General features: G+C 70.4%; 23 protein-coding genes and 4 tRNA genes. 26 read left to right on the plus strand and 1 reads right to left on the minus strand.

Annotation, left to right across the window (positions count from 1 at the left end; translation table 11 throughout):
* Nucleotides 1-73 precede the first annotated feature (73 nt).
* From O7632_RS05820 to O7632_RS05870, 11 genes are all read left to right on the plus strand, one after another.
* Nucleotides 74-730 (plus strand): NADH-quinone oxidoreductase subunit C, encoded by a 657-nt coding sequence (locus O7632_RS05820; protein WP_278112037.1) that lies wholly within the window; start codon nucleotides 74-76, stop codon nucleotides 728-730.
* Nucleotides 730-1692 carry an NADH-quinone oxidoreductase subunit NuoH gene (gene nuoH, locus O7632_RS05825; protein ID WP_278112039.1) on the plus strand — a complete coding sequence of 321 codons (963 nt, stop codon included), beginning with the start codon at nucleotides 730-732 and terminating at the stop codon, nucleotides 1690-1692. Before O7632_RS05820 ends, nuoH begins: the two co-directional genes overlap by 1 nt.
* On the plus strand, nucleotides 1692-3530 hold the full coding sequence (locus tag O7632_RS05830) for a glycosyltransferase family 39 protein (RefSeq protein WP_278112040.1): 1839 nt from the start codon (nucleotides 1692-1694) through the stop codon (nucleotides 3528-3530). The genes nuoH and O7632_RS05830 overlap by 1 nt, the downstream gene beginning before the upstream one ends.
* Nucleotides 3531-3648: 118 nt before the next feature.
* A complete protein-coding gene (locus tag O7632_RS05835) occupies nucleotides 3649-4239 on the plus strand; it encodes an NADH-quinone oxidoreductase subunit I (protein ID WP_278112042.1) in 591 nt (196 codons plus the stop codon).
* A complete protein-coding gene (locus tag O7632_RS05840; protein ID WP_278112044.1) occupies nucleotides 4236-4817 on the plus strand; it encodes an NADH-quinone oxidoreductase subunit J in 582 nt (193 codons plus the stop codon). Before O7632_RS05835 ends, O7632_RS05840 begins: the two co-directional genes overlap by 4 nt.
* Nucleotides 4817-5200, plus strand: a complete 384-nt coding sequence (nuoK, locus tag O7632_RS05845; RefSeq protein ID WP_278112046.1) for an NADH-quinone oxidoreductase subunit NuoK — start codon at nucleotides 4817-4819, stop codon at nucleotides 5198-5200. Before O7632_RS05840 ends, nuoK begins: the two co-directional genes overlap by 1 nt.
* The gene (locus O7632_RS05850; RefSeq protein WP_278112047.1) at nucleotides 5197-7113 is read left to right on the plus strand and encodes an NADH-quinone oxidoreductase subunit L; all 1917 of its coding nucleotides are present in this window, start codon (nucleotides 5197-5199) and stop codon (nucleotides 7111-7113) included. The genes nuoK and O7632_RS05850 overlap by 4 nt, the downstream gene beginning before the upstream one ends.
* Nucleotides 7110-8753: an NADH-quinone oxidoreductase subunit M gene (locus O7632_RS05855; RefSeq protein ID WP_278112049.1), complete on the plus strand. Its 1644-nt coding sequence runs from the start codon at nucleotides 7110-7112 to the stop codon at nucleotides 8751-8753. The genes O7632_RS05850 and O7632_RS05855 overlap by 4 nt, the downstream gene beginning before the upstream one ends.
* Nucleotides 8750-10318: a proton-conducting transporter membrane subunit gene (locus tag O7632_RS05860; protein WP_278112051.1), complete on the plus strand. Its 1569-nt coding sequence runs from the start codon at nucleotides 8750-8752 to the stop codon at nucleotides 10316-10318. Before O7632_RS05855 ends, O7632_RS05860 begins: the two co-directional genes overlap by 4 nt.
* A 126-nt stretch (nucleotides 10319-10444) precedes the next feature.
* On the plus strand, nucleotides 10445-11326 hold the full coding sequence (gene htpX, locus O7632_RS05865) for a zinc metalloprotease HtpX (RefSeq protein ID WP_278112052.1): 882 nt from the start codon (nucleotides 10445-10447) through the stop codon (nucleotides 11324-11326).
* Nucleotides 11327-11578: 252 nt separating this feature from the next.
* Nucleotides 11579-12841 (plus strand): MFS transporter, encoded by a 1263-nt coding sequence (locus O7632_RS05870; protein ID WP_278112054.1) that lies wholly within the window; start codon nucleotides 11579-11581, stop codon nucleotides 12839-12841.
* Nucleotides 12842-12891: 50 nt separating this feature from the next.
* Here the strand turns inward: O7632_RS05870 and O7632_RS05875 are convergent, their stop codons facing one another.
* Nucleotides 12892-13386 carry a YajQ family cyclic di-GMP-binding protein gene (locus O7632_RS05875; RefSeq protein WP_278112055.1) on the minus strand — a complete coding sequence of 165 codons (495 nt, stop codon included), beginning with the start codon at nucleotides 13384-13386 and terminating at the stop codon, nucleotides 12892-12894.
* Nucleotides 13387-13539: 153 nt separating this feature from the next.
* Between O7632_RS05875 and O7632_RS05880 the strand changes: the two genes are divergently transcribed.
* The 15 genes from O7632_RS05880 (at nucleotide 13540) to rplJ (ending at nucleotide 22890) form a co-directional block, all read left to right on the plus strand.
* A tRNA-Tyr gene (locus O7632_RS05880) sits at nucleotides 13540-13623 on the plus strand.
* 134 nt (nucleotides 13624-13757) lie between these two features.
* Nucleotides 13758-13949 (plus strand): hypothetical protein, encoded by a 192-nt coding sequence (locus O7632_RS05885; protein ID WP_278112057.1) that lies wholly within the window; start codon nucleotides 13758-13760, stop codon nucleotides 13947-13949.
* A gap of 641 nt (nucleotides 13950-14590) precedes the next feature.
* Nucleotides 14591-14809, plus strand: a complete 219-nt coding sequence (locus O7632_RS05890) for a hypothetical protein (protein WP_278112058.1) — start codon at nucleotides 14591-14593, stop codon at nucleotides 14807-14809.
* Nucleotides 14810-14851: 42 nt separating this feature from the next.
* On the plus strand, nucleotides 14852-17404 hold the full coding sequence (locus O7632_RS05895) for a sensor domain-containing phosphodiesterase (protein WP_278112059.1): 2553 nt from the start codon (nucleotides 14852-14854) through the stop codon (nucleotides 17402-17404).
* A 160-nt stretch (nucleotides 17405-17564) separates the two neighbouring features.
* Nucleotides 17565-17637, plus strand: a tRNA-Thr gene (locus tag O7632_RS05900).
* Nucleotides 17638-17661: 24 nt separating this feature from the next.
* A tRNA-Met gene (locus O7632_RS05905) sits at nucleotides 17662-17734 on the plus strand.
* Nucleotides 17735-17862: 128 nt separating this feature from the next.
* Nucleotides 17863-18030 carry a 50S ribosomal protein L33 gene (gene rpmG, locus O7632_RS05910; RefSeq protein WP_046567246.1) on the plus strand — a complete coding sequence of 56 codons (168 nt, stop codon included), beginning with the start codon at nucleotides 17863-17865 and terminating at the stop codon, nucleotides 18028-18030.
* Between the two features lie 152 nt (nucleotides 18031-18182).
* The gene (locus O7632_RS05915) at nucleotides 18183-18629 is read left to right on the plus strand and encodes a MaoC family dehydratase N-terminal domain-containing protein (protein ID WP_278112061.1); all 447 of its coding nucleotides are present in this window, start codon (nucleotides 18183-18185) and stop codon (nucleotides 18627-18629) included.
* A 14-nt stretch (nucleotides 18630-18643) separates the two neighbouring features.
* Nucleotides 18644-19036 (plus strand): MaoC family dehydratase, encoded by a 393-nt coding sequence (locus tag O7632_RS05920; RefSeq protein ID WP_278112063.1) that lies wholly within the window; start codon nucleotides 18644-18646, stop codon nucleotides 19034-19036.
* Nucleotides 19037-19201: 165 nt separating this feature from the next.
* Nucleotides 19202-19274, plus strand: a tRNA-Trp gene (locus tag O7632_RS05925).
* A gap of 136 nt (nucleotides 19275-19410) precedes the next feature.
* Nucleotides 19411-19806 (plus strand): preprotein translocase subunit SecE, encoded by a 396-nt coding sequence (secE, locus tag O7632_RS05930; protein WP_278112065.1) that lies wholly within the window; start codon nucleotides 19411-19413, stop codon nucleotides 19804-19806.
* Between the two features lie 21 nt (nucleotides 19807-19827).
* Nucleotides 19828-20547 carry a transcription termination/antitermination protein NusG gene (nusG, locus tag O7632_RS05935; RefSeq protein ID WP_278112067.1) on the plus strand — a complete coding sequence of 240 codons (720 nt, stop codon included), beginning with the start codon at nucleotides 19828-19830 and terminating at the stop codon, nucleotides 20545-20547.
* A 206-nt stretch (nucleotides 20548-20753) separates the two neighbouring features.
* Nucleotides 20754-21185, plus strand: a complete 432-nt coding sequence (rplK, locus tag O7632_RS05940; protein WP_278112068.1) for a 50S ribosomal protein L11 — start codon at nucleotides 20754-20756, stop codon at nucleotides 21183-21185.
* Nucleotides 21186-21273: 88 nt separating this feature from the next.
* Entirely contained in the window at nucleotides 21274-21990 is a 717-nt protein-coding gene (gene rplA, locus O7632_RS05945; protein WP_278112069.1) for a 50S ribosomal protein L1, read from the plus strand.
* Nucleotides 21991-22347: 357 nt separating this feature from the next.
* Complete coding sequence (rplJ, locus tag O7632_RS05950; RefSeq protein WP_278112071.1) at nucleotides 22348-22890, plus strand: 50S ribosomal protein L10; 543 nt, start codon at nucleotides 22348-22350, stop codon at nucleotides 22888-22890.
* Nucleotides 22891-22915: the final 25 nt, after the last annotated feature.

Consider the following 22915-nt stretch of genomic DNA (forward strand, 5'->3'; position numbering starts at 1 on the left):
AGCGTCCGATTTCGTCCCAGCCACACGATTTGGTATCCGTTGCCGCCCCGACGGCACCTTTAGTATCTGTGCCATGAGCCCCGACGAGATCGGCGCACACCTGGTCGAGCTGCTGACGCGGGAACCGACACCGGACGTCACCGCCACCGTCTCCGGGGGCGGCCGCCACGCCCGCGCCACCGTCGACGTACCGGCCGCGAACTGGCCGGACGCGCTGCGCCTCGCCCGCGACGACACCGACCTCGACTGCGACTTCTTCGACTGGCTGTCCGCCGTCGACGAACTCGACGACGGGTTCGCGATCGTCGCCCACCTGTGGTCCACCCGGGCCCGGCACGGCCTGCTGATCCGCACCCGCGTCCCCCGCGACCGCCCCGTACTGCCCAGCGTGGTCGGTGTCTTCCCCGGCGCGGACTGGCACGAGCGGGAAACCCACGAAATGTTCGGCGTCGACTTCACCGGCCACCCGCACCTGGCCCCGCTGCTGCTGCCACCCCAGTTCGAAGGGCATCCGCTACGCAAGGAGTTCGTCCTCGCCTCCCGGGTCGCCAAACCATGGCCGGGCGCGAAGGAACCCGGCGAATCCGAAGGCGGCGGCACCCGCCGCGCGCCGATGCGGCCACCGGGCGTACCGCTGCCGACCGAATGGGGTCCGCAGGCCGCCCGGCCCGCCCGCGACACCGACCCCGACGCAGGTCAAAAGGCCGACCCCGACGGGGGTACGGCGTGATGCCGCTCTGGCTGGAGTTGACCATCCGGGTCGGCGCCGTCGTCGTCGCGTTCCTGACCCTGCCGCTGCTCGTCGGACACATGGAACACAAGGCGATGGCGCACATGCAGGGCCGACTCGGCCCGATGTACGCCGGCGGCTTCCACGGCTGGGCGCAACTCGTCGCCGACGGCATCAAGTTCGTGCAGAAGGAAGACATCACCCCACGCGCCGCCGACCGGCCGGTGTTCCGGCTCGCCCCGGCGATCGCGCTCGTGCCGTACCTGCTGGTCCTGCTCGTCATCCCACTCGGGCCGAACGATCTCGTCGGCCAGCCGCTCGACGTCGGCCTGTTCTTCGTCCTGGCCGTGATGGGCGTCGGCGTCGTCGCCGTGCTGATGGCCGCCTGGGCGTCGGCCAACAAGTACAGCCTGCTCGGCGGGCTGCGCGGTGCCGCCCAACTCCTCGCCTACGAACTGCCGCTGGTGCTCGCCGCAGCCAGCGTCGCGATGGCCGCCGGCACCCTGTCGCTGTCCGGCATCGTCGACGCGTGGCAACCGTGGTGGCTGCTCTGGCAGGCCCCCGCCCTGATCGTGTTCTTCCTCGCCGGCATGGCCGAGATCCGCCGCCCGCCGTTCGACATGCCGATCGCCGACTCCGAGCTCGTCTTCGGCTACCTGACCGAATACACCGGACTGCGGTTCGCGTTCTTCCTGCTCGCCGAGTACGCCGGCATCGTCGTCATCGCCGCGCTGACCACCGTGCTGTTCCTCGGCGGCTGGCACGGGCCGTTCGGCGTCGACCAGCTCGGCTGGCTGTGGACCATGCTCAAGGTGTTCGCCGTCTCGTTCGTCATCATCTGGATCCGGGTGTCGTTCCCCCGGCTGCGCGAAGACCAGCTGCAACGGCTGTGCTGGCTGGTGCTGGTGCCGGTCGCGTTGGCGCAGCTGGTGCTCACCGCAGGTGTGAAGATCGCGCTCTGATGACCACGCTGACGCCGGGCCGCGCCACCCCTGACACCGCTCCCGACACCGTCCCCGATGCCACCCCCGACATCGCTCCCGACGCCGATCTTGACGCCGCCCCCGGCGACCCGCGCAGGGCGTTCGGCAGCGCGTTCGGCAGGGCGTTCGGTGTCGCGCCCGGCGTACTGCTCGGAGTCGTACTCGCCGCCGGCGCGGCCGGGCAGATCGCCGTCTGGGCCGCCGGCACCTGGCTGTGGAACGACGAGACCGCGATCGCCATCAACCTGCGGCGCGGCTTCCTCGCCCTCACCCGGGGGCTCGAATTCCAGCAGGTCGCCCCGGTCGGCTGGCTCTGGCTGGAAAAAGCCCTGCTGTACGCCTTCGGCACCGACGAACGGGTCCTGCGGCTGCCGTCCCTGCTCGGCATGCTCACCGTCCTGGTGCTCACGGCCGTCGTCACCCGCCGGGCGGTCGGCCGGTGGGCGGCGGTCGCCGCCACCGCGCTGATCGCCGCCGCGCCGATGATCCTGACCTACGTCGGCGAGCTCAAGCAGTACGCCGTCGAAGCGGCGGTCACCCTCGTCGTACTGCTGCTCACCGAACGGTTCCTCGCGGCACTCCGGTCGCGCCCCGAACCGCGACGGCTCCTGCTGCCGTTGGCCGGCTGGCTGGCCGCCACCGGAGTCGCCGTCTTCGTCAGCCTGACCGCCGTCTTGGCCCTGGCCGGCGCGGTCGCCGGGGCGGTCCTGATTTCGGCGGTACGTCGCCGCTGGCGCGACGCGCTGCTGCTGGCGGTCGGTTCGGTGCCGGCCGCCGGCTTCGCCGCCGCGCTGATTTATCGCCGCCGGCAGTACCCGTTCATGCCCGGCCAGGCCGACTACTTCACCGGCGGCACCCCGCCGGCCGGCAGCGGGCCGGCCGAGCTCCTCGCCTGGCTGCCGCAGATGTGGACCGGCTTCGTCAGCATCACCCTGCAGTGGCGGTATCCGCTGCTGATCTTGCTGCTGATGCTGGCCGGCCTGGTGGCGCTCGCCTGGCGGGGCCGCCCGCAGGGCCGGCTGTCCCGAACGTCGTGGCGGGACCGGCAGACATGGCGGGACCGGCAGACGTGGGCGGCCATGCTCGGCGGCGTACTGCTGATGGCGGTGCTGGCGGCGGCGGCCCGTGGCCTGCCGCTGGCCGATCGGGTCGCCACCTGGCTGATCGCCCCCACGGTCATCCTGGTCGTCGCCGGCCTCGACGGCACCGCCCGGCTCGTGGTCCGGGCCGGCCGCCGCTGGAGCCGACCGGGTCGCGCGGCGCGGACGGTGTGGACCGCGCTGACCGCACTGGCCGTCCTGTTGACCGCCGCCGTGCTGCCGACGGTCGCGGCACCGGCCGCCGACGCCGCCTACCGGCAGGCGCTCGACCCCCGGGTCAAGGACGCCGGTCCGGCCGCGCTCGCCGACGTCGCCCAGCAGCTCCAACCCGGCGACGTCGTACTCGTCTACTGGTTCAGCTACCGGATGGTGCAGTGGTACGGCCCGCAGCACGGGTTGCCGCCGCGCCCCGTGCGGCTCTACCCGCCCGGACACACCAACTGCGACCCGCAACGCCTGGCCGAATGGCTCGGCGACGCCCGCCGCGTCTGGTACGTCCACGGCCGCAACCTCGGCAGCGAACCCCGCGACTACCCGCAGCGCGTCGCCGCCGCGCTCGCCGCCCAAGGCACGATCTCGGCGGTACGGACGTTTCCCGCCGACCGCTACACCGGCTCGACCGCCGCCTGGGTGCTGGTCGACCTGACCGCCGGACCCGACCCGCGGCCGCCGACCGTCGCACCCAGCGCCGATTTCCACTGCCTCGGCCGATGGTGACGGCGACGTCGCCCGACTCCCCGACCGACCGAGCGTCGATCGGTGACACCAGGTGCTCGCGTGGGCGGGCCGGATTCGGCAGGATGAGGCACATGGACGGACACGGCGGGCGATCAGGATGAGCGACAAGGAGCACGTGCACGGCAACGGCCACGGCGAAGGGCTGTTGAAAGGGCTGGCGACCACGTTCAAGACGATGGTCAGCCCGACCCACACCCAGCAATATCCGGACGTCGCCCCGGAGCTGCCGCCGCGTACCCGTGGGGTGATCGCCCTGCTGGAGGAGAACTGCACGGTCTGCATGCTCTGCGCCCGCGAGTGTCCCGACTGGTGCATCTACATCGACTCGCACAAGGAGGAGGTGTCGGTGCCGGGGGCGGCGCGGGCGCGGCAGCGCAACGTCCTGGACCGCTTCGACATCGACTTCTCGCTCTGCATGTACTGCGGGATCTGCATCGAGGTGTGCCCGTTCGACGCGCTCTACTGGTCGCCCGAGTTCGAATACGCCGAGTACGACATCAAGGACCTGCTGCACGACAAGGACCACCTCGGGGAGTGGCTGGCCACCGTACCGCCGCCACCGGCGCACGACCCGAACGGCGAACCGGCCAAGGAGGAGACCGCCGCCGCCCGCAAGGCCGCCGGCACCGCCCCCGAGCGCCCGACCCGTCGCGGTACGGCCGGTCCGACCGGCGGGGCGACCGGGTGACCGGCGCGGACCTGCTGCTGATCGCTCTCGGCGCGGTCGCCGTCGGCTCGGGATTCCTGGTCGTGACCACCCGACACGTGGTCCGCGCCGGGCTCTACCTGGTCGCCTGCCTCGGCGCGGTCGCCGGCAGCTACCTGGTGCTGACCGCCGAACTGGTCGCCTGGGTGCAGGTGCTGATCTACGTCGGCGCCGTCGTGGTGCTGCTGCTGTTCGCGGTCATGCTGACCCGGGCCCCGATCGGCGCCTCCACCGACCTGGACCGCCCCGGCTGGCCGGCCGCCGCGATCGGCGGGGGAGCGGGGCTCGGCCTGGCCGCGCTGTTCGTCGACGCCTACCGTTGGTCCAGCGTGGAGCTGCCGACCGCCGGCACCGCCGACCGCCTCGGTACGGGGATCTTCGGCAGCTGGGTGCTGCCGTTCGAGGTGCTGTCGGTGCTGCTGCTGTCCGCGCTGATCGGCGCGATCGTGCTGTCCCGCCCCGACGTCGGAGCACGGTCCGGCACCGACGCGCGTCCTGACGCCAGCGCGTGGCCCGACGCCGAGGGGCGCGCCGGATCCGGCATCGGCGGGGACCGCTGATGCGGCCGGTCGTCCCATACGTCGTCGCGGCCCTGCTGTTCGGCCTCGGCGTCTACGGCGTGCTGCGCCGACGCAACGCCGTCCTGCTGCTCATGGCGGTCGAGTTGATGCTCAACGCGGTCAACCTGATCCTGGTCACCGCCGACACGACGGTACGCGCCACACTGCCGTACAGCGGTCAGACCTTCGCCCTGTTCATCATCGTCATCGCCGCCGCCGAAGTCGGCGTCGGACTGGCCATCGTGCTGCACCTCTTCCGGCTGCGCGGCAGCGTCGTCGTCGACGAGGTGCCCCTCGACACCGACGCCGACGCCGACACCCCCGCCGCCGACGAGGCGGCCCCGGCAGCCGACGCCGACGACGCTCGGGAGGTGGCCCGGTGACCGGGGCGGGGCCGGGCTACCTGCTGCCGGCGGTGCCGTTCGCCGCCGCCCTCACCGGCCTGCTGATCAGCCTGCGCCCAGACCCGCTCAGCCCCGCCCGGCGGCGGGTCGCGGCCGGACTCGGCATCGGTGGAGCCGCCGTCGCGTTGGCGGCGGCCGTCGCTCTGCTGGTCGCCGGCGCGCCCACCGTCGATGCGTCGACGACCTGGATCGACCTCGGCGGGCTGCTGGTCAGCTTCGGCGTACGGCTGGACGGCCCGGCCGCCCTCGTCGCCGTCGCGGTCGGCGCGGTGGCGCTCGCCGTACAGGTGTATTCGACCGCCTACCTGGCCGACGACGACCGCTACCCCGCCTACGCCGCCCAGGTGAGCCTGTTCACCGCCGCGATGCTGCTGGTCGTCGTCGCCGGTGACCTGATCATGCTGCTGGTCGGCTGGGAAGTGATGGGCGCCTGCTCGTACCTGCTGATCGCCCACGACCGGCGGCTGCCCGAGGCCCCGGCGGCGGCGGTGAAGGCGTTCCTGGTCACCCGGGTCGGCGACGTCGGTTTCCTGCTCGGCATCGCGGTGCTCGGCATCGGCGCCGGCAGCTTCCGGATCGCCGACGTGCTCGCCCACGACTACCCGCCGGCGACGGTCACCACGGCGGCGTTGCTGCTGCTCGCCGGGGTGGCCGGCAAGAGCGCCCAGTTCCCGCTGCACACCTGGCTGCCGGACGCGATGGCCGGCCCGACACCGATCTCCGCGCTGATCCACGCCGCCACGATGGTCGCCGCCGGGGTGTACGTGGTGATCCGGCTCTACCCGATCTTCCTCGCCGCCCCGACCGCGTTGATCGTGCTCGGCGTCCTCGGTGTGATCACCCTGCTGCTCGGCGCGTTGGCCGCCACCGCCGCCGACGACATCAAACGGGTCCTGGCCTGGTCGACCGTCTCCCAGCTCGGCTACATGACCGGCGCGTTGGCCGTCGGCTCGCCGCCGGCCGCCCTGTTCCACCTGCTCACCCACGCCGCGTTCAAGGCGTTGTTGTTCCTCGTCGCCGGCTGCGTGATCCACGCCGTCGGCAGCAACCTGATGTCGGTGATGGGTGGGCTGCGTCGGCCGATGCCGGTCACCTTCGCCGCCGCCGTGGTCGGGCTCGGCGCGCTCGCCGGGCTGCCGCCGCTGGCCGGCTTCTGGAGCAAGGAGAGCGTGCTGTACGCCGCCTCCGCAGCCGCGCGGCATCCGGGCGACGGGCCGGCACCGTCGTGGCTCGGCTGGCTGGTCTGGCTGGCGGGGCTCGCCGGGGTCGCCATCACCGCCTGGTACGCCACCCGACTGCTGCTGCGGACCTTCTTCGGTCCGTCCCGGCTGCCCGCCGGGGCGCACCCGCACGACCCGCCCGCCGCGATGCGCTGGCCGGTGCTGGCGCTGGCCGTACCGGCGGCGCTGCTCGGGTTCGTCGGGCTCGTGCCGACGGTCGCCGACTGGCTCACCGCCGGCCCGGCCGGGGAGTCGGCGGTCGACGGTCAGTCGGCCGTCGACCTCGTCCACCTCGGCCCCGACCTGCTGCTGCCGATCCTGCTGCTGGCCGTCGGTGCCGGTGCGGCGGTGTGGCTGTACCGGCGGGACCCGGCCGCCGACCCGGCCCGGGCGCTCGGCCCGGCGCGGCCGGCGTTCGCGGCCGGGTTCTGGCTGGACACGGTGCAGCACGCGGTGGTGGTCCGCCCGGTGGTGGCGCTCGCCCGCGCGGTCCGCGTCGGCGACGAGTCCGGGGTGGACGGCGCGGTGACCGGCACCGGCCGGGGCGTGACCGGGCTGGGTGCTGCGGTGGGCCGCTGGCACGCCGCACCGCTGCCGCGTGCGGTGACCCTGGTCCTGGTCGGCGTCCTGCTGCTGGGCTCGGCGACGGCGATCATCGGGGTGCTCTCATGATCGCCGCCGACTACACCGACACCGCGACGACCCTCGGGCAGTACGCACTGCTGGCGGTGCTGATCCTGCCGGCGCTCGGCGCGCTGGCGCTGGCCCTGCCGGTCGGCGGGGACCGGGCCGGCCGGATCGTCGGCACCGCCGTCGCCGCGCTGACCGTACTGGCCAGCCTGCCGCTGCTCGCCCGACCGGCCGGCGCCGGCTGGTTCGCGTACGGGCCACCGCTGGACGGCCCGCCCGGGGTGCTGCCCTGGCACCAACTTGACCTGCCCTGGGTGCCGGCCCTGGATCTGCGGTTCCACCTCGGCGTCGACGGCATCTCGTACCCGCTGGTGCTGCTCACCACCGTCCTGACGCTGCTGTGTTGCGCGTACACCGTCTGGCGGGTCCCGCACGGCCGCCGCAACGGGCGGGCGTTGGTCGCGTTGCTGCTGGTCGTCGAGGTCGGCATCGTCGGCACCTTCCTCGCCCTCGACCTGGTGCTGTTCTTCGTCTTCTTCGAGGTCGTGCTGCTGCCGATGTACGCGATCATCGCCGGCTGGGGCGGCACCAAAGGAGCGGCCGACGGCACGGTACAGATAGGTGGCACGGGACAGACCGACGGCGCGCACCGGCGGGCGGCGACGAAGTTCGCCATCTACACCCTGGCCGGGTCGGTGCTGCTGCTGGTCGGCGTGGTGACCGTGGTGACCGCCGCCGGCACCGCCGACCTGACCGTCCTCACCGGCGGCACCGACCTCACCCGCGGCACCCAGCTCGCCGCGTTCACGCTGCTGGCGCTGGCCTTCGCGGTCAAGGCCCCGCTGTGGCCGCTGCACAGCTGGCTGCCCGACGCACACAGCCAGGCACCCACCGTCGGCAGCGTGATCCTCGCCGGGGTGCTGCTCAAAATGGGCACGTACGGGCTGATCCGGGTCGCCGTCGGCGTCGCGCCGGAAGGTGCCCGGTGGGCCGCCCCGGTGCTCGGCACCCTCGCCGTCACCGCGATCGTCGTCGGTGCACTGGTGTGCCTGGCGCAGACCGAACTCAAACGGCTCATCGCGTACTCCAGCGTCGGGCACATGGGGTTCGTGCTGCTCGGCATCGCCACCCTCAGCGCCACCGGCATCCAGGCCGCGCTGATCGGCAACGTCGCCCACGGCGTCATCACCGGCCTGCTGTTCTTCCTCGCCGGGGCGATCAAGGACCGCTTCCACACCGGGGAGCTGGCCGCGCTCGGCGGACTGCGGGAACGGTCCCCGGCGCTCGCCGGGCTGCTCGGCTTCGCCGCGATCGCCTCCCTCGGCCTGCCCGGCCTGGCCGGCTTCTGGGGTGAGGCGTTCGCCGTCGTCGCCGCCTGGCAGCGCGGCGGGCCACTGTGGATCACCCTGGCGGCGGTGGCGGCCGTCGGGGCGGCACTGACCGCCGCGTACCTGCTGCGGATGCTGCGCCGGGTCTCGCATGGGCCGCCAGGCCCGGCGGTCCAAGCGACGGCGGTGGCCGGGCCGGCTGGGCCGACAGGCCCGGTCGGGCCGATCGCCCGCGCCGAGGCGCTGGTCTGGACGCCGTTGGTGGTGGCGACCCTGGTCATCGGGCTGGTGCCGGCGCTGGTGCTCGGCATGGCCGAGTCACCGGTGGAGATCCTGCTGGAGGTGACCCGGTGATCGGCGAACTCACCGCCCAGCCGGTCGACCATCTGGCGCTGCTGCCGGCGTACCTGGCAGCGGTCACCGCGGTCGCGGTGCTGCTGGCCGATCTGTTCGTGGCCCGCTGGGCGGTCACCGTCGCGGTCGGGGTGACGGGAGCGGTCGGGGTCGCCGGCGTGGCCCTGTACGCGATGGGTCAGCCGGAGCGGCGGACGTTCTGCGGCTCGCTGTCCGGCGTCGACGACAGCCTCGGCTTCGCCTGCTCGTACGTCGCCGACAGCCGGGCCGCCCTGGTCGCGGTGCTGTTCGCGGCGCTCACAGCGGGTGTGCTGGCGTTGTCGGTGCCGACGCTGCGTACGGGGACCGTGCCGGCGGGGGAGTACTGCTTCCTGCTGGCCTGCTCGATGATCGGTGGTGTGGTGCTCGGTGCCGCCGGTGACCTGATCACCCTGATCGTGGCGGTGGAAACCCTCACCCTGCCGCTGTACATCCTGGTCGGGCTGCAGCGGCAGCGCGTCGCGGCGGCCGAGGCGGCGGTGACGTTCTTCGTCGTCAGTGTGGCGTCCACGGCGGTGGCGCTGCTCGGCGCGGCCCTGCTGTACGGCGCGTACGGCGCGGTGCACCTGGACCTGCTGGCCGGCGTCAGCGGCCTGGCCGAATCGGCGACCCACGCCGTCGGCGGGTCGGTCGACGGGCAGGCCCGGCTGGCCCGGGTCGGCGTGGTGCTGCTGCTGGTCGGGTTGGCGTTCAAGGTGGCGGCGGTGCCGCTGCACGCCTGGGCACCCAAGACGTACGACGGGGCACCGGTGCCGGTCGCCGCGTACCTGTCGACCGCGTCGAAACTCGGCGGTGTCGTGGCGATCGTCGCCGTGGTGACCGAGGGACTCTACCCGCAGTTGGCTGCCTCCGGGCCGGTGCTCGCCGTGCTGGCGGTGGCGACGATGACCGTCGGCAACCTGGTGGCGCTGCGGCAGCGGCGGATGGTCCGGCTGCTCGCCTGGTCGTCGATCGCGCAGGCCGGCTACATCCTGGTGCCGTTGGCGGCGGCCGCCGGGCTGGCCGGCCGGGGCGTCGAGGAGCGGGCGGTGGCGGTCGCGGCGGTTTTCGCGTACGCCGTGTTTTTCGTGGTGTTGGAGCTGGCCGCCTTCGCCGCCGTGGTCGCGTTGCGGCCGGCGGCGGCCGACGGCGGGACGATCGCCGGGTACGCGGGCGTGGCCCGGAGGCGGCCGTGGGTCGGTGCCGCGTTGGTGTTCGCGCTGATCGGGCTGGCCGGGTTGCCGCCCGGTCTGGCCGGGCTGTTCGCCAAGGTGGCGGTGGTCCGGTCGCTGCTGGTCGGCGGGGCCGGCTGGCTGGCGCTGGTGGTGGCGCTCAACGCCGTGGTCGGCCTGGCCTACTACCTGCGGGTGGCCGTGACGCTGTACGCCCGCCCGTCAGCTCTGCCTGCGCAGGGTGCCGCGCCGGCTGGTGGGGCGCTGGTCTGGCCGGTCGCTTGGCCGGTGGCCGTGGTGTTGGCCGCTGCGACGGTTGTGGCTGTTGTGCTGGGTTTCGCACCACAAGTGGTTTTTGACGCTGTAGCTGGCTGAGAGAAATTTGGCAGTCAAGGGCTTGATTCCCAGTCAACTCTCAGCTATTGCGGGATGTTCCGTGGGTACGTGAACGTTGCACCTGCCGTGGGGTCTTCCAGATGACCCGGTGGAGAAGGAGTCAACGTGCACAGCCACCACAACGGTCTCAAGACGGCAGCCCTGCTCGGCCTGCTCACCGCCATGATCCTCGGCGTGGGCTACTGGTTCGGCGGCAGCGGTGGCCTGATGATCGCAGTACTCGTTTCGCTGGCGATGAACGCCGGCACCTACTTCTGGTCCGACAAGCTCGCGCTGCGCTCGATGCGCGCCCGGCCGGTCAGCGAAGCCGAGTTCCCGGCGCTGTACCAGATGGTCCGAGAGCTGGCGGTCGAAGCCGGCCAGCCGATGCCCCGGCTCTACGTCAGCCCGACCATGCAGCCCAACGCCTTCGCTACCGGCCGTAACCCGGCCAACGCGGCCGTCTGCGTCACCCAGGGGATCGTGCAGATCCTCGACTACCGCGAGCTGCGCGGCGTCATCGGACACGAGTTGTCCCACGTCTACAACCGCGACATTCTGATCTCCAGCGTCGCGGCGTCGCTCGCCGGCATCGTCACCATGCTGGCCCACTTGGCCTGGTTCCTGCCGTTCGGTGGTGGCGACGACGACGAAGGCGCCAACCCGGCGGCGCTGCTCGCCATGCTGATCCTCGGGCCGCTCGCGGCGTCGATCATCCAGCTGGCGATCAGCCGTAATCGCGAGTACCAGGCGGACGCGTCCGGCGCCGCCCTGACCCGCGACCCGCTCGCCCTGGCCAGCGCCCTCCGCAAGATCCACATGGGTACGCGGCGGATGCCGCTGCCGGCCGAAGGCCAGCTGGCCAGCTCCGCTCACCTGATGATCGACAACCCGTTGCGCAAGGGCGGCTTCGCCGCGCTGTTCGGCACCCACCCGCCGATGGAACAGCGGGTGGCCCGGCTGGAGCAGATGGCTGCTTCCGCCGGCCCGGTCCAGCTCCGCCGCTGACCGTACGGCTGCGGCAGGCCCACCGCCGACCGGCCGTACGCCTGCGGCAGGCCCCGCCCACCGGCCGTACGCCTGCGGCGGACCCCGCCGACCGCGCTCTGTGACCGGACTCGCACCCCTAGCCGACGAAACGGCTGGGGGTGCGAAGCGTCGCGCGTTAGGGTCGGCAGGCCGACCACTCGTTACCGTGGCTGGCCCGCCGACCGCCCGTACGTCAGCGTCGGTGCCACCTCGCAACACTCAGGAGGCCCGGTGCGCGGGCTACGCAACTACGCCGACGTGTGGGCGATCCCCGGCGGCCCGACCCTGTTGATCCCCGGCGTCGTCGGCCGACTCAGCATCGGCATGACCCCACTCGCGCTGCTCCTGGTCATCAGCGACGTCACCGGCAGCTACTCGCTCGCCGCCATCGCCGGCGGCATCTACGCCGTCGCCGGAGCGGCGGTCAGCCCGGTCGCCGGACGTCTCGCCGACCGGTTCGGCCCGACCCCGGTGCTGCTGGTCACCGGAATCGCCCACCCGATCGCCCTGATCGCCCTGCTGTTCACCACCCGGGCCGAGGCCCCGATCCCGCTGCTCTACCTGGTGTCCGGGCTGGCCGGCGCCAGCTATCCACCGCTGAGCGCCGCCATCCGGGGCGCCTGGACCAACCTGACCGACCGGGCCAGCGGCCGACAGGCGCTGCGCAACACCGCGTTGGCCGCCGAGACGACCATCTTCGAGGTCGTCTTCGTCATCGGACCACTGCTGGTGGCCGCGGCGATCGTCGTCGCCGACGCCGCCGCGGCGCTGATCGCCGCCGCCGTACTGACCCTGGCCGGCACCGTCGTCGTGGCCTCGGGCCAGGCGATGCGCGGCTGGCGGCCGCACACGGCGGGCCAACGCGCCCGAGGACTCGGGCCACTGCGGGTGCCGGGCTTCCCGGCGCTGCTGCTCTGCGTCGCCGGGCTGGGCATCGCCTTCGGTACGGCCGGCGTCGCCGTACCCGCGTACGCGTCCCGGCACGGTGCCGGTGACGACGGTGGCAGCCTCGCCGGCATCCTGCTGGCCGTCTGGGCGGTCGGCAGCGCCAGCGGCGGAATCTTCTTCGGCACCCGCCGGCCGGCTGTTGACGCCACCCGGCAGTTCGCCTGGCTGCTCGGCGCCGTCGCGGCCAGCTTCGTCGTGTACGCGGTGATGCCGCACCCGCTGGCCCTCGGGACGGCGCTGCTGCTCGGCGGCGCGGTGATCGCACCGGCGTTGACAGTCGAGAACGCCATGGTCGGTCGGCTCGCCCCGGTCAGCATGCTGAACGAGGCGTACACGTGGGTGGCCACCATGGCGATCGGGTTCAGCGCGGTCGGTGGTGCTGTCGCCGGGGTGATCGTCGACCGGGCCGGCGGACCGGCGGTGGCGTTCCTGTTCGCGGGTGCGGCCGTCGGTGTGGCGGCCCTGGTGGCCGCCTGGCCGGCGGGTCCGCTCAGCCGGGCCGAGGCCCGGTCGGCGGTCGACCCCGACCGGGTGCTGCTTGCCTGACGGGTCCTGTGCTCGGCGAAACCGCCCGACCGGTCGACGCCGCCGGGTGGTCAGCGGTAGTTGGTGAACTGCAGCGCGATCCCGAAGTCCTCCTGCTTGAGCAGGGCGATCACGGCCTGCAGGTCGTCGCGCTTCTTGCCGGTCACCCGGAGCTGATCGCCCTGGATCTGGGCCTGGACGCCCTTGGGTCCCTCGTCGCGGATCTTCTTGCTGATCGCCTTGGCTTTGTCCGACTCGATGCCCTGGATGACCTTGCAGTCGATCTTGTAGGTCTTGCCGGAGGCGCGGGGGTCGCCAGCGTCGAGCGATTTGAGCGAGATGTTCCGCTTGACCAGCTTTTCCTTGAAGACCTCCAGGCTGGCCTTGACCCGCTCCTCGGTCTCCGCTTGCAGGGTGACGGCCTCCTCGCCGGCCCAGGCGATCTCGGCGCCGGTGCCCCGGAAGTCGAAACGGGTCGAAAGCTCCTTCTCGGTCTGCCGGAGGGCGTTGTCGATCTCCTGCCGGTCGACCTTGCTGACGATGTCGAACGACGGGTTCGCTGCCATGTGTTGCTCCTACCAGGTGCGGGTCTGAACGACGTGTCGGACGTTGTCGGGCATGGACTGTGGTACCTCCGCTGACCGTACCCGGTTGCGGGACCGCCCGGTGATGCCGCTATCCTTGCCTGCGTCGCCACGCGCAGCGTCGCGGCACGCCCTGGCGGGTTGCCCGAGCGGCCAATGGGAGCGGACTGTAAATCCGTCGCGAAAGCTACAGAGGTTCGAATCCTCTACCCGCCACCAGGCGCACCAACAGCCCTTGACCTGCACCAACAGGTCAAGGGCTGTTGTCGTACGGCCGGCGTGTCGTCCCGCTCCCGGACGGCGGGAACGCGGTTTCGGCCTCCACCGGCGGCACCCGTGCTTAGCATGATGCGGTGAAGCGAGATCTGACCCGCCGGCTACGGCACGGCGTCTTGGCCTCGGTGAGCCTGTCGGGTGCTTCGACTCTCGCCGGTCGAGCGCCCACGAGTTCGCCGGAGACCCGCATGGCGACGCTGCTGGCCGGCGCGATGCTGGCGGCCGTGGTCGTGAGCTGGCCGTACGGGTCGAAGCAGTCCGCCGGCTAGCGGTGCCGGCTCGCTGCCTCCCGGCGGTCCGGGACCGGGTCGCTCCCGGGCAGAGTCGGGTAGGCGACGTTATTCGCTGGGCTGGGCCGTCGTGGACTGCGTTCTCGCCGGTGAAACGCCACTGCGGGTGCGATTTTCGAACTTGTGGGTAGTCACCGTCATCGAGCCGTGACCAAAACGGTCACCGCAAGATGGGCCCGAGGGCTTAGCGTCGAAGCACGGCAACCGTCTGCGCCAATGCTGGCGTCGTCGTCCGGTCCACATCAGGCCGCGAGCCGCGTATGTCTCAAAGCGGCATGTAAAATGTTTTTTTCTAGATTCCTATTAAATCCGGCATGTCGGGCTTTGGAATCGCTCTCTCCTTGCTCTTCGTCCCAGGGTCCAACGGCTGTCGATGCGCTTCGGTCGACCGGTGCCAAGTGGGGCTGGGTGCTGTGGTCGTGCCGCTGACCTGCGAGGGGACGAAAGCCGCCAAGGAAAGGTGTGTCTAAGGTTGTCCTCGTCCGATTGGCTAGGATGGCGGGTGCCGAAGGTTCAGGCCGGCCGCGTCAACCTATCCCCGGTGCGGTCGGGTGTGGCACCATCAGGACTCTGCCCCTCTCCACGTAACTCTTTCACCTTTCTTCGACAGGAGTTTGCACATGCGCGCACACACGATGGGCCGCCGGCTCGGCAGGGTCGTCGCGGTCGCCGCACTGGGACTTGCCGTGTCGCTCACCGGAGGGACCGCTGCCTACGCTGGGTCGGCGGTGTTCCCGGGACTCGACAACGAGCTTGCACCGGGTCAATCGGTCGTTAAGTCCAGTATCACCGACTCCGGTGAGGATCCTGTCTCTCTTCGTGACTTTGAGTGGCTCTGAGCACATTTATGCCGCTTCATCGATGACTAGTGAAGGGTTCCCGTGCCTAGGTCGCAGACGATCGGACGGCATTCCCAGGAGCGCGGCTGGTTCGTAACAGCGCCACTCGCGCTCCTCGGTGTCCTCATCTCTGTCGCTCTCGGCATCAGTCATCCGAATCCCATCGGCGACTGGTGGACCGGTTTCCTCTTCTTCGGGCTGTTTCTCGCCGCCAACAGCGCCCTGCTGATCTTCGAAGTTCGTCGGCAGGCGTTTTCACTGAGTATCGGCGAGATTCCCTTTCTGCTGGGGCTGTTCTTCCTTCCGCCGCTGACGCTCATTATCTGCCGTGTTCTCGCGGCGGCGGTGGTGCACCTCGGTCGATTCCAGAGTGCCGCTCAACTCGGCAGACAGTCGGCACCGGTCAAGCTCTGGTTCAACATCGCGAACATCGCCGCCGGGACGTCGGTGGCCAGCGCGATCGTGGCGAGTGTCGGGGTGCTCGACGCGGCCGATCCGCAGACCTGGCTGGCCCTGGTCGGGGCGATGGTGGCCAACCTGCTGATCACCCTGGTCTCCGTCCTGCTGGCCATCACCCTCGTGCAGGGCCGGCTCTCGCCCAAGGAACTGACCACCACGACTGTTCCCGGCCTGGTCGTTGCCTTGATCAACATCACCTTCGGTCTGGTGGTGTTGATCTTGCTCGCGCAGAGCAGATGGGCGCTCATCCTGCTCGCCGCGTTGGTCACCTTCTTTGTGCTGGCCTATCGGGCCTATGCCCAGTCGATGCGCCAGCACCGGACACTTTCGGAGATCTACGACCTGACCCGGGCCATCGCCGACACGCCGCACGACGGAACCATCACCGACATCCTGCTGAAGCGGGTGCGGGAGATGCTGCAGGCCGAGTACGCCACCCTCTGGCTGCCCAAACAGGGCCGTTATCCCGAAGTGCTGTTGTCGGCCCGCGCCGACGATCGGGGACTGGTCGACACCACCGGAGCCCCACACGAGATCCGGGAAAGGGTGCTCGAGACCGGAAGCACGCTCGCGGTAGGGACCAAATTCGGAGACGGACCATTCACGACCCAACTACGGGAGTGGGGCACCAAGGACGCGATCGTGGTGCCGCTGCGAGCCGGGTCGCTGGTGATCGGTTGCCTGGAAGTCAGCGGGCGACTAGGTGACTTCCATCACTTCGTGCCCGGCGACATCCGGTTGCTGGAGGCCATCGCCGTGCACGCCGCGGTCGCGGTCGAGAACTCCCGCCTGGTCGACCGGCTGCGCTACGACGCGGCCCACGACGGGCTGACCGGCCTGGCCAACCGGCGCAGGCTGGCCACCGCGCTCGACGAGTCGGTCGCCATCCGTACGCCGGGTGAAGTTGTCGCCGTGTTGCTCTTCGACGTCGACGGGCTTCGCCAGGTAAACGAGTCGCTCGGACACGCCGCCGGCGACAAGGTGCTGGCGGAGGTCGCCCGGCGGCTGCGCGCCTCAGCGCCGTCCGCCGCACTGGTCGGCCGCAGCGGCGGCGACGAGTTCGTGGTCACCCTGCGGGCGGAGAGCGTGGACCTCGCCCTCGCTCTCGCCCGCGAGCTACGCCAGCAGATCCGCGACAAGATGGTCTTCGGCGCGCTGACCCTCGACGTCGACACCGTGGTGGGAGTCGCGGTCCACCCCGATCACGGCAGCGACGCGGCGACATTGCTGCAGCGGGCCGATCTGGCGGCCTCGGCGGCGAAGACGGTGTCGGACAGCGTGCAGATGTTCAACCCGGCGTTGGAGTCACGATCGGTACGCCGGCTCGGCCTCGCCGGCGATCTGCGGACCGCCCTGGAAAACGGCCAGCTGGAGGTCTACTACCAGCCTAAGGTGACGTTGACCGGGCGTCGGTTGGTCGGAGTGGAGTGCCTGACCAGGTGGGAACACCCCACCCACGGGTCGGTGTCGCCGGAGGACTTCGTCGCGGTGGCCGAGCACACCGGCCAGCTCGGCCGGCTGACCGAGTTCGTGTTGCGCGAAGGGCTGCGGCGTTGCCGGGAGTGGACCGTGGGGCAGCAGCCACTGCCGGTCGCGGTGAACCTTTCCGCCCGTACGTTGAGCGATCCTGACTTTCCCGACCTGGTCCGCGAGCTGCTCGACGACCATCAGGTGGCACCGCAGCTGCTCACGCTGGAAATCGCCGAGGCCGGGGTACTCGACGGCACCGACCGGCCGATGCCGACCCTGCGGCGGTTGCGGGACCTTGGCGTACGCCTGTCGGTCGACGACTTCGGCACCGGCTACACCTCCCTGGCGCACCTGCGTCGGCTGCCGGTGCACGAGGTCAAGGTGGACCGGTCGTTCGTGCAGGGCATGGCGACGGACCCGGGAGACCTGGCCATCGTCAACGCGATCGTGACGCTGTCCCAGCAGTTCGGCCTGACCGTGGTCGCCGAGGGCGTGGAGAGTGAGCTGACCCTGGAGCTGCTCCAGGACATCGGCTGTCAGATCGGTCAGGGCTTCCTGTTCAGCCGCCCGCTGCCGTACGAGCGCCTGGCGGCCTGGTACGAGGCGCAGGCAGACCCTGAGGTGGTCCAGCCCAGCGAGGTCCGCCGGCTGCGAGCGGTGCCCTGACCTGGCGGTTCACCGGCTCCGAGTGATGCTCTGACCTGGCGGTTCACCGGCTCCGAGTGATGCTCTGACCAGCGACGCGGCGGAGAGGGTGATCTGATTTCACCTGGCGGGCGGGGACGTGTACTCTTACCCCTGCGCGTCCTCCGGACGATGAGCGCAGGCCCCCTTAGCTCAGTCGGCAGAGCGTCTCCATGGTAAGGAGAAGGTCTACGGTTCGATTCCGTAAGGGGGCTCAGAGGGTCTACTGGACCCGTCACGGCGGTGTAGCTCAGGTGGTAGAGCAAACGGCTCATAATCGTTGTGTCGCCGGTTCAAGTCCGGCCACCGCTACGGTCGGCTTCCTGGTGAGGCCGGTTGATGTCATCGGGCGCCGAGGGCGCCCGCTTTGCATGTCCGCGTCTGCTCCGGCTACGCTGGCACGCTGTAGTTGTGTCCGTTAGCGAGGAAGGCACCCCGCCGTGGCCAAGGCGACCGACGTCCGTCCGAAGATCACTTTGGCGTGTGTGGAGTGCAAGGAGCGCAACTACATCACGCGGAAGAACCGCCGTAACGACCCGGACCGCATCGAGCTGAAGAAGTTCTGCCCCCGGGACGGCAAGCACACCCTGCACCGCGAAACCCGCTGAGCCACGCCGTCCGGCGCGATCCGGCTCCGCCGTGGCTACGACCACATCCTTGTAGCGGGGCCGGATCCTCGTCCTATCCACCCACAGCGTGGAGCGTCGGGGCAGCTCAGGGTAGGCCGCTGGCCGTACCGGTCAGGGGGTAGGTTCTGGTCATGCCCTTGGAACCGTCCTTCGTCGGCCGGAGCTATCCGCCGAGCAGCCCGTACCTGGTGGGTCGGGAAAAGGTCCGTGAGTTCGCGGTGGCGATCGGCGCGACCGATCCGATCCACCACGACCCCGCTGCGGCCCGTGCGGCCGGCTACCCGGACGTGGTGGCACCGCCCACGTTCCCGATCGTGATCACCATGGCCTCGACCGAGCGGATCGTCACCGATCCGCAACTCGGCGTCGACTACACCCGGGTGGTTCACGGCGATCAACGGTTCCGCTACGCCCGCCCGGTCGTGGCCGGCGACGAACTAGTCTGCGTCGACTCGATCGACGACATCGTGTCCCGTAGCGGGCACGACTTCCTCACCACGCGGACCGAGGTGGCCACCATGTCAGGCGAGCCTGTGGTGACGGTGTGGATGAAACTGGTCGTACGGGGCGAGGACTGAGGGGGCGGGGCGAGATGGAGCTGCCGGTGCGACGGTTCCGGGTGACCCGGGCCGATCTGGTGCGGTACGCCGGAGCCTCCGGCGACTTCAACCCGATCCACTGGAACGAGCGGTTCGCCGGTCAGGTCGGCCTGCCCGGGGTGATCGCCCACGGCATGTTCACCATGGCTCTGGCCGGTCGGGCGGTGGCCGACTGGGCCGGTGGCCCGGACGCGGTCGTGGAGTTCGGGGCGCGGTTCACCCGCCCGGTGGTGGTGCCCGACGACGACGAGGGCACCGAGATCGACGTGTCGGGTGTGCTCAAGGGCCAGACCGATGATGGGTTGACCAGGATCGATGTCACAGCGACCTGCCTCGGCGAGAAGGTGCTCTCCCAGGCTCGGGCCTTGGTGCGGCGCGGCGACTGATCGGTGTCGCCACCGCCGGTCCACCGCCGACCGACACCGATGCAGGTAGCCGGTTGGGAAAGTCGTCCGTTTACCCGTACACTGATCCGCCGTGGGGTTCGTACCCCCTGATCAGTCCTGCTTGGCTCACCAGCCGGCATGGCTGGGCCAGGGATCGACCCGCACAGGGGTGTAGCTCAATTGGCAGAGCAGCGGTCTCCAAAACCGCAGGCTGCAGGTTCAAGTCCTGTCACCCCTGCGCCTAAGGCCTGACCGGCCCCGGTGGGTCGGCGTCGTCCCCGTTGGCGGCCGTTCCGCAGGGGAGTGGCCGGCGTGCACGACGCAGCGCGCGTCCCACCTGACGCGTGACCCAACCACCCGTGACGGAGGGCGAGATGGCCGAGAGGAACCGGCGTGGCGATGACGCCGCGGACGACCGCCCCGAGGACGAGTCGTTCGACGACGAGGCGATCGCCGATGACGACGCCACGGACGACGACGAGCCGGTAGCGCGCGGTGGTACGGCCACCCGGTCGAAGCCCAAGTCGGAGGCGGCGGACGGCCGTCCCAAGGCCAAGGCCGACGCCCGCGTGGGCTTTTTCGGCCGGATCATCCGATTCATCCGCGAAGTGGTCGCCGAACTGCGTAAGGTCATCTGGCCGACCCGCAAGGAGTTGCTGACCTACACCGCCGTGGTGGTCGTGTTCATCGCGGTCATGTTGACCATCGTGGCCGGGTTGGACTTCGTGTTCGCCAAGGGTGTGCTGTGGGTATTCGGTAACCCCAGCTGACAGTGACGGAAGTGAGCAAGCGTGCCTGAGTACGACGAGACCGCCGGCGTCACCGACGAGCAGTCCACGGTGGCGACGGCGGAGGCTGACGAGTCGGTCGAGGCCGCCAGCGACACCTCGGTCCCCGCTGCCGAGCCCGACGAGGAAGAGTTCGACCCCGTCGCCGAACTGCGGCAGAAGCTTCGGTACGCCCCCGGTGACTGGTACGTGGTGCACTCGTACGCCGGCTACGAGAACAAGGTCAAGACCAACCTCGAGACCCGGATCAGCAGCCTCGACATGGAGGAGTTCATCTTCCAGGTGGAGGTGCCCACCCGGGAGGAGGTCGAGGTCAAGAACGGCAAGCGGCTGCAGGTGCAGAACAAGGTCTTCCCCGGCTACATCCTGGTCCGGATGGATCTGACGCCCGAGTCGTACTCCTGCGTGCGCAACACCCCGGGGGTGACCGGCTTCGTGGGTGCCACCGACCGGGCCGACCGGCCGGCGCCGCTCTCGCTCGACGAGGTGCTCAAGTGGCTCGCCCCGGCGGTCGCCGCCGAGCCCAAGAAGTCCAAGCCCGAGATCAAGGTCCTCGACTTCGAGGTCGGCGACTCGGTCACCGTCACCGACGGTGCCTTCGCGTCGCTGCCGGCCACGATCAGCGAGATCAACGCCGATCAGCAGAAGCTCAAGGTGCTGGTGTCGATCTTCGGCCGGGAGACTCCGGTGGAGCTCAACTTCAACCAGGTCGCCAAGATCTGATCGGTCGGCGTGGCCAAGATCTGATCGGTCGGCGAGTCGGAGGGTCACGTCGACCACCCGAAGCCGGGTTGTCGGGACCACTGCGCTACCCTAGAACGTCGGCCCCAGGCCGCGCCTGACCGTGCGCGCGTGCCGAGGGCTCGTCAGCCTCCGGTGACGTCCAGCAGATCCGGTGCAGTCCACCAGATCAAGCCCCAGGAAGAGACATGCCTCCCAAGAAGAAGCTCGTCAAGACGTTCACGCTGCAGCTGCCGGCGGGCCAGGCCACGCCGGCACCGCCGGTCGGTCCGGCGCTCGGTCAGCATGGCGTGAACATCATGGAGTTCTGCAAGTCCTACAACGCGCAGACCGAGGCCCAGCGTGGCGACATCGTGCCGGCCGAGATCAGCGTGTACGAGGACCGCACCTTCACCTTCGTGCTGAAGACCCCGCCCGCCGCCCGGCTGCTGCTCAAGGCCGCCGGCGTGCCGAAGGGCTCCGGGGTGCCGCAGGCCACCAAGGTCGGTTCGGTGACCACGGCCCAGCTGCGCGAGATCGCCGAGAAGAAGATGGCCGACCTCAACGCCAACAGCATCGAGCAGGCGGAGAAGATCATCGCCGGGACCGCCCGGTCGATGGGGATCACCGTCAAGGAGTGACGTTCCGGTCCGCCGTACGGACCGGCCGACCACCGTGGGAGGGTACGCGCGTCGCGCGGCCCGCCATCGACCACAGGAGCCAGACACCATGCAGCGCAGCAAGAGTTACCGCAAAGCCAGTGACCTGATCGACCGGGCGAAGCTCTACACCCCGGCGGAGGCGGTCAAGCTGGCCAAGGACACCACCAACGTCAAGTTCGACGCCACGGTCGAGGTCGCGATGCGCCTCGGCGTCGACCCGCGTAAAGCGGACCAGATGGTCCGAGGCACCGTCAACCTGCCGCACGGCACTGGTAAGACCGCGCGGGTGATCGTCTTCGCCGCCGGTGCCAAGGCAGAGGAGGCGGTGGCCGCCGGTGCGGACGAGGTCGGCACCGACGAGCTGGTCGCCCGGATCCAGGGCGGTTGGCTGGACTTCGACGCGGCGATCGCCACTCCGGACCAGATGGCGAAGATCGGTCGGATCGCGCGGATCCTGGGCCCGCGCGGCCTGATGCCCAACCCGAAGACCGGCACGGTCACCATGGACGTCACCAAGGCCGTCTCGGACATCAAGGGCGGTAAGATCACCTTCCGGGTGGACAAGCACTCCAACCTGCACCTGATCATCGGCAAGGCGTCGTTCGGCGAGACCCAGCTGATCGAAAACTACGCGGCGGTGCTGGACGAGGTGCTGCGGGCCAAGCCGTCGGCGGCCAAGGGCAAGTACCTCAGGAAGGTCGTGCTCACCACGACCATGGGCCCGGGTGTCCCGGTGGACCCGAACGTGGTGAAGAACCTCACCGAGGCGGCCGGCGAGAGCTGAGCACACACCGGCGACATTCGGGGCTGGTCCGGCGGGTACATCGGACCAGCCCCGAATCGATTTGGTGTCGGCATCGAGTGTGCCGTACGCTTTTCTCATCCACACCCAAAGACCGCTGGTCACCGTGCCTCGGCACGGTTGAAGGTCCCGTTTCCACGGGCGGCCCGCGCAGGGGCGGAACGACGTCGAGTAGTAGCCGTCGGTCGACGGCAGCCTCGCCCCGTGCGCCTCTCGCGCCGGGGCGTTTTTCGTGGTCGCGGGATCTTCACGACCGACTCGGGCCTCCTGGGCCGGTCATCCTGACCGACCCGGCCGCCTGAGCCGGTCACCCAGCCTGGAGCACCAGAGAGGAGGGACATGGCGGACAAGCCGGTTCGAGCCGACAAGGCGACGGCGGTCGCTGAGCTGACCGAACGTTTCCGGGAGTCCGGGGCCACCGTGTTGACCGAGTACCGCGGCCTGACCGTCGCTCAGCTGACCCAGCTGCGGCGATCGTTGGGACAGAGCGCGACCTACTCGGTGGCGAAGAACACCCTGGCCAAGCGGGCCGCGTCGGACGCGGGCATCGACGGACTCGACGAGCTGTTCACCGGTCCTACCGCGCTCACCTTCGTCTCCGGCGACGTCGTCGAGGCGGCCAAGGGTCTGCGTGACTTCGCGAAGGCCAACCCGATGCTTGTCATCAAGGGTGGCGTATTCGAGGGCCGGGCGATCACCGCTACCGAGGTCACCAAGCTGGCCGACCTCGAATCCCGCGAGGTGCTGCTGGCCAAGCTGGCCGGTGCGATGAAGGCGAACCTGAGCAAGGCCGCGGCCGTGCTGCAGGCTCCGCTGTCCAAGACCGCCCGCCTGGCGGCGGCGCTGCAGGAAAAGCGCGAATCCGAGGGTACGCAGGCCTGAGTCGCCTGGTTCCCGTACACGTTGA

The organism is Solwaraspora sp. WMMD406 (assembly GCF_029626025.1).
Lineage (GTDB): Bacteria > Actinomycetota > Actinomycetes > Mycobacteriales > Micromonosporaceae > Micromonospora_E.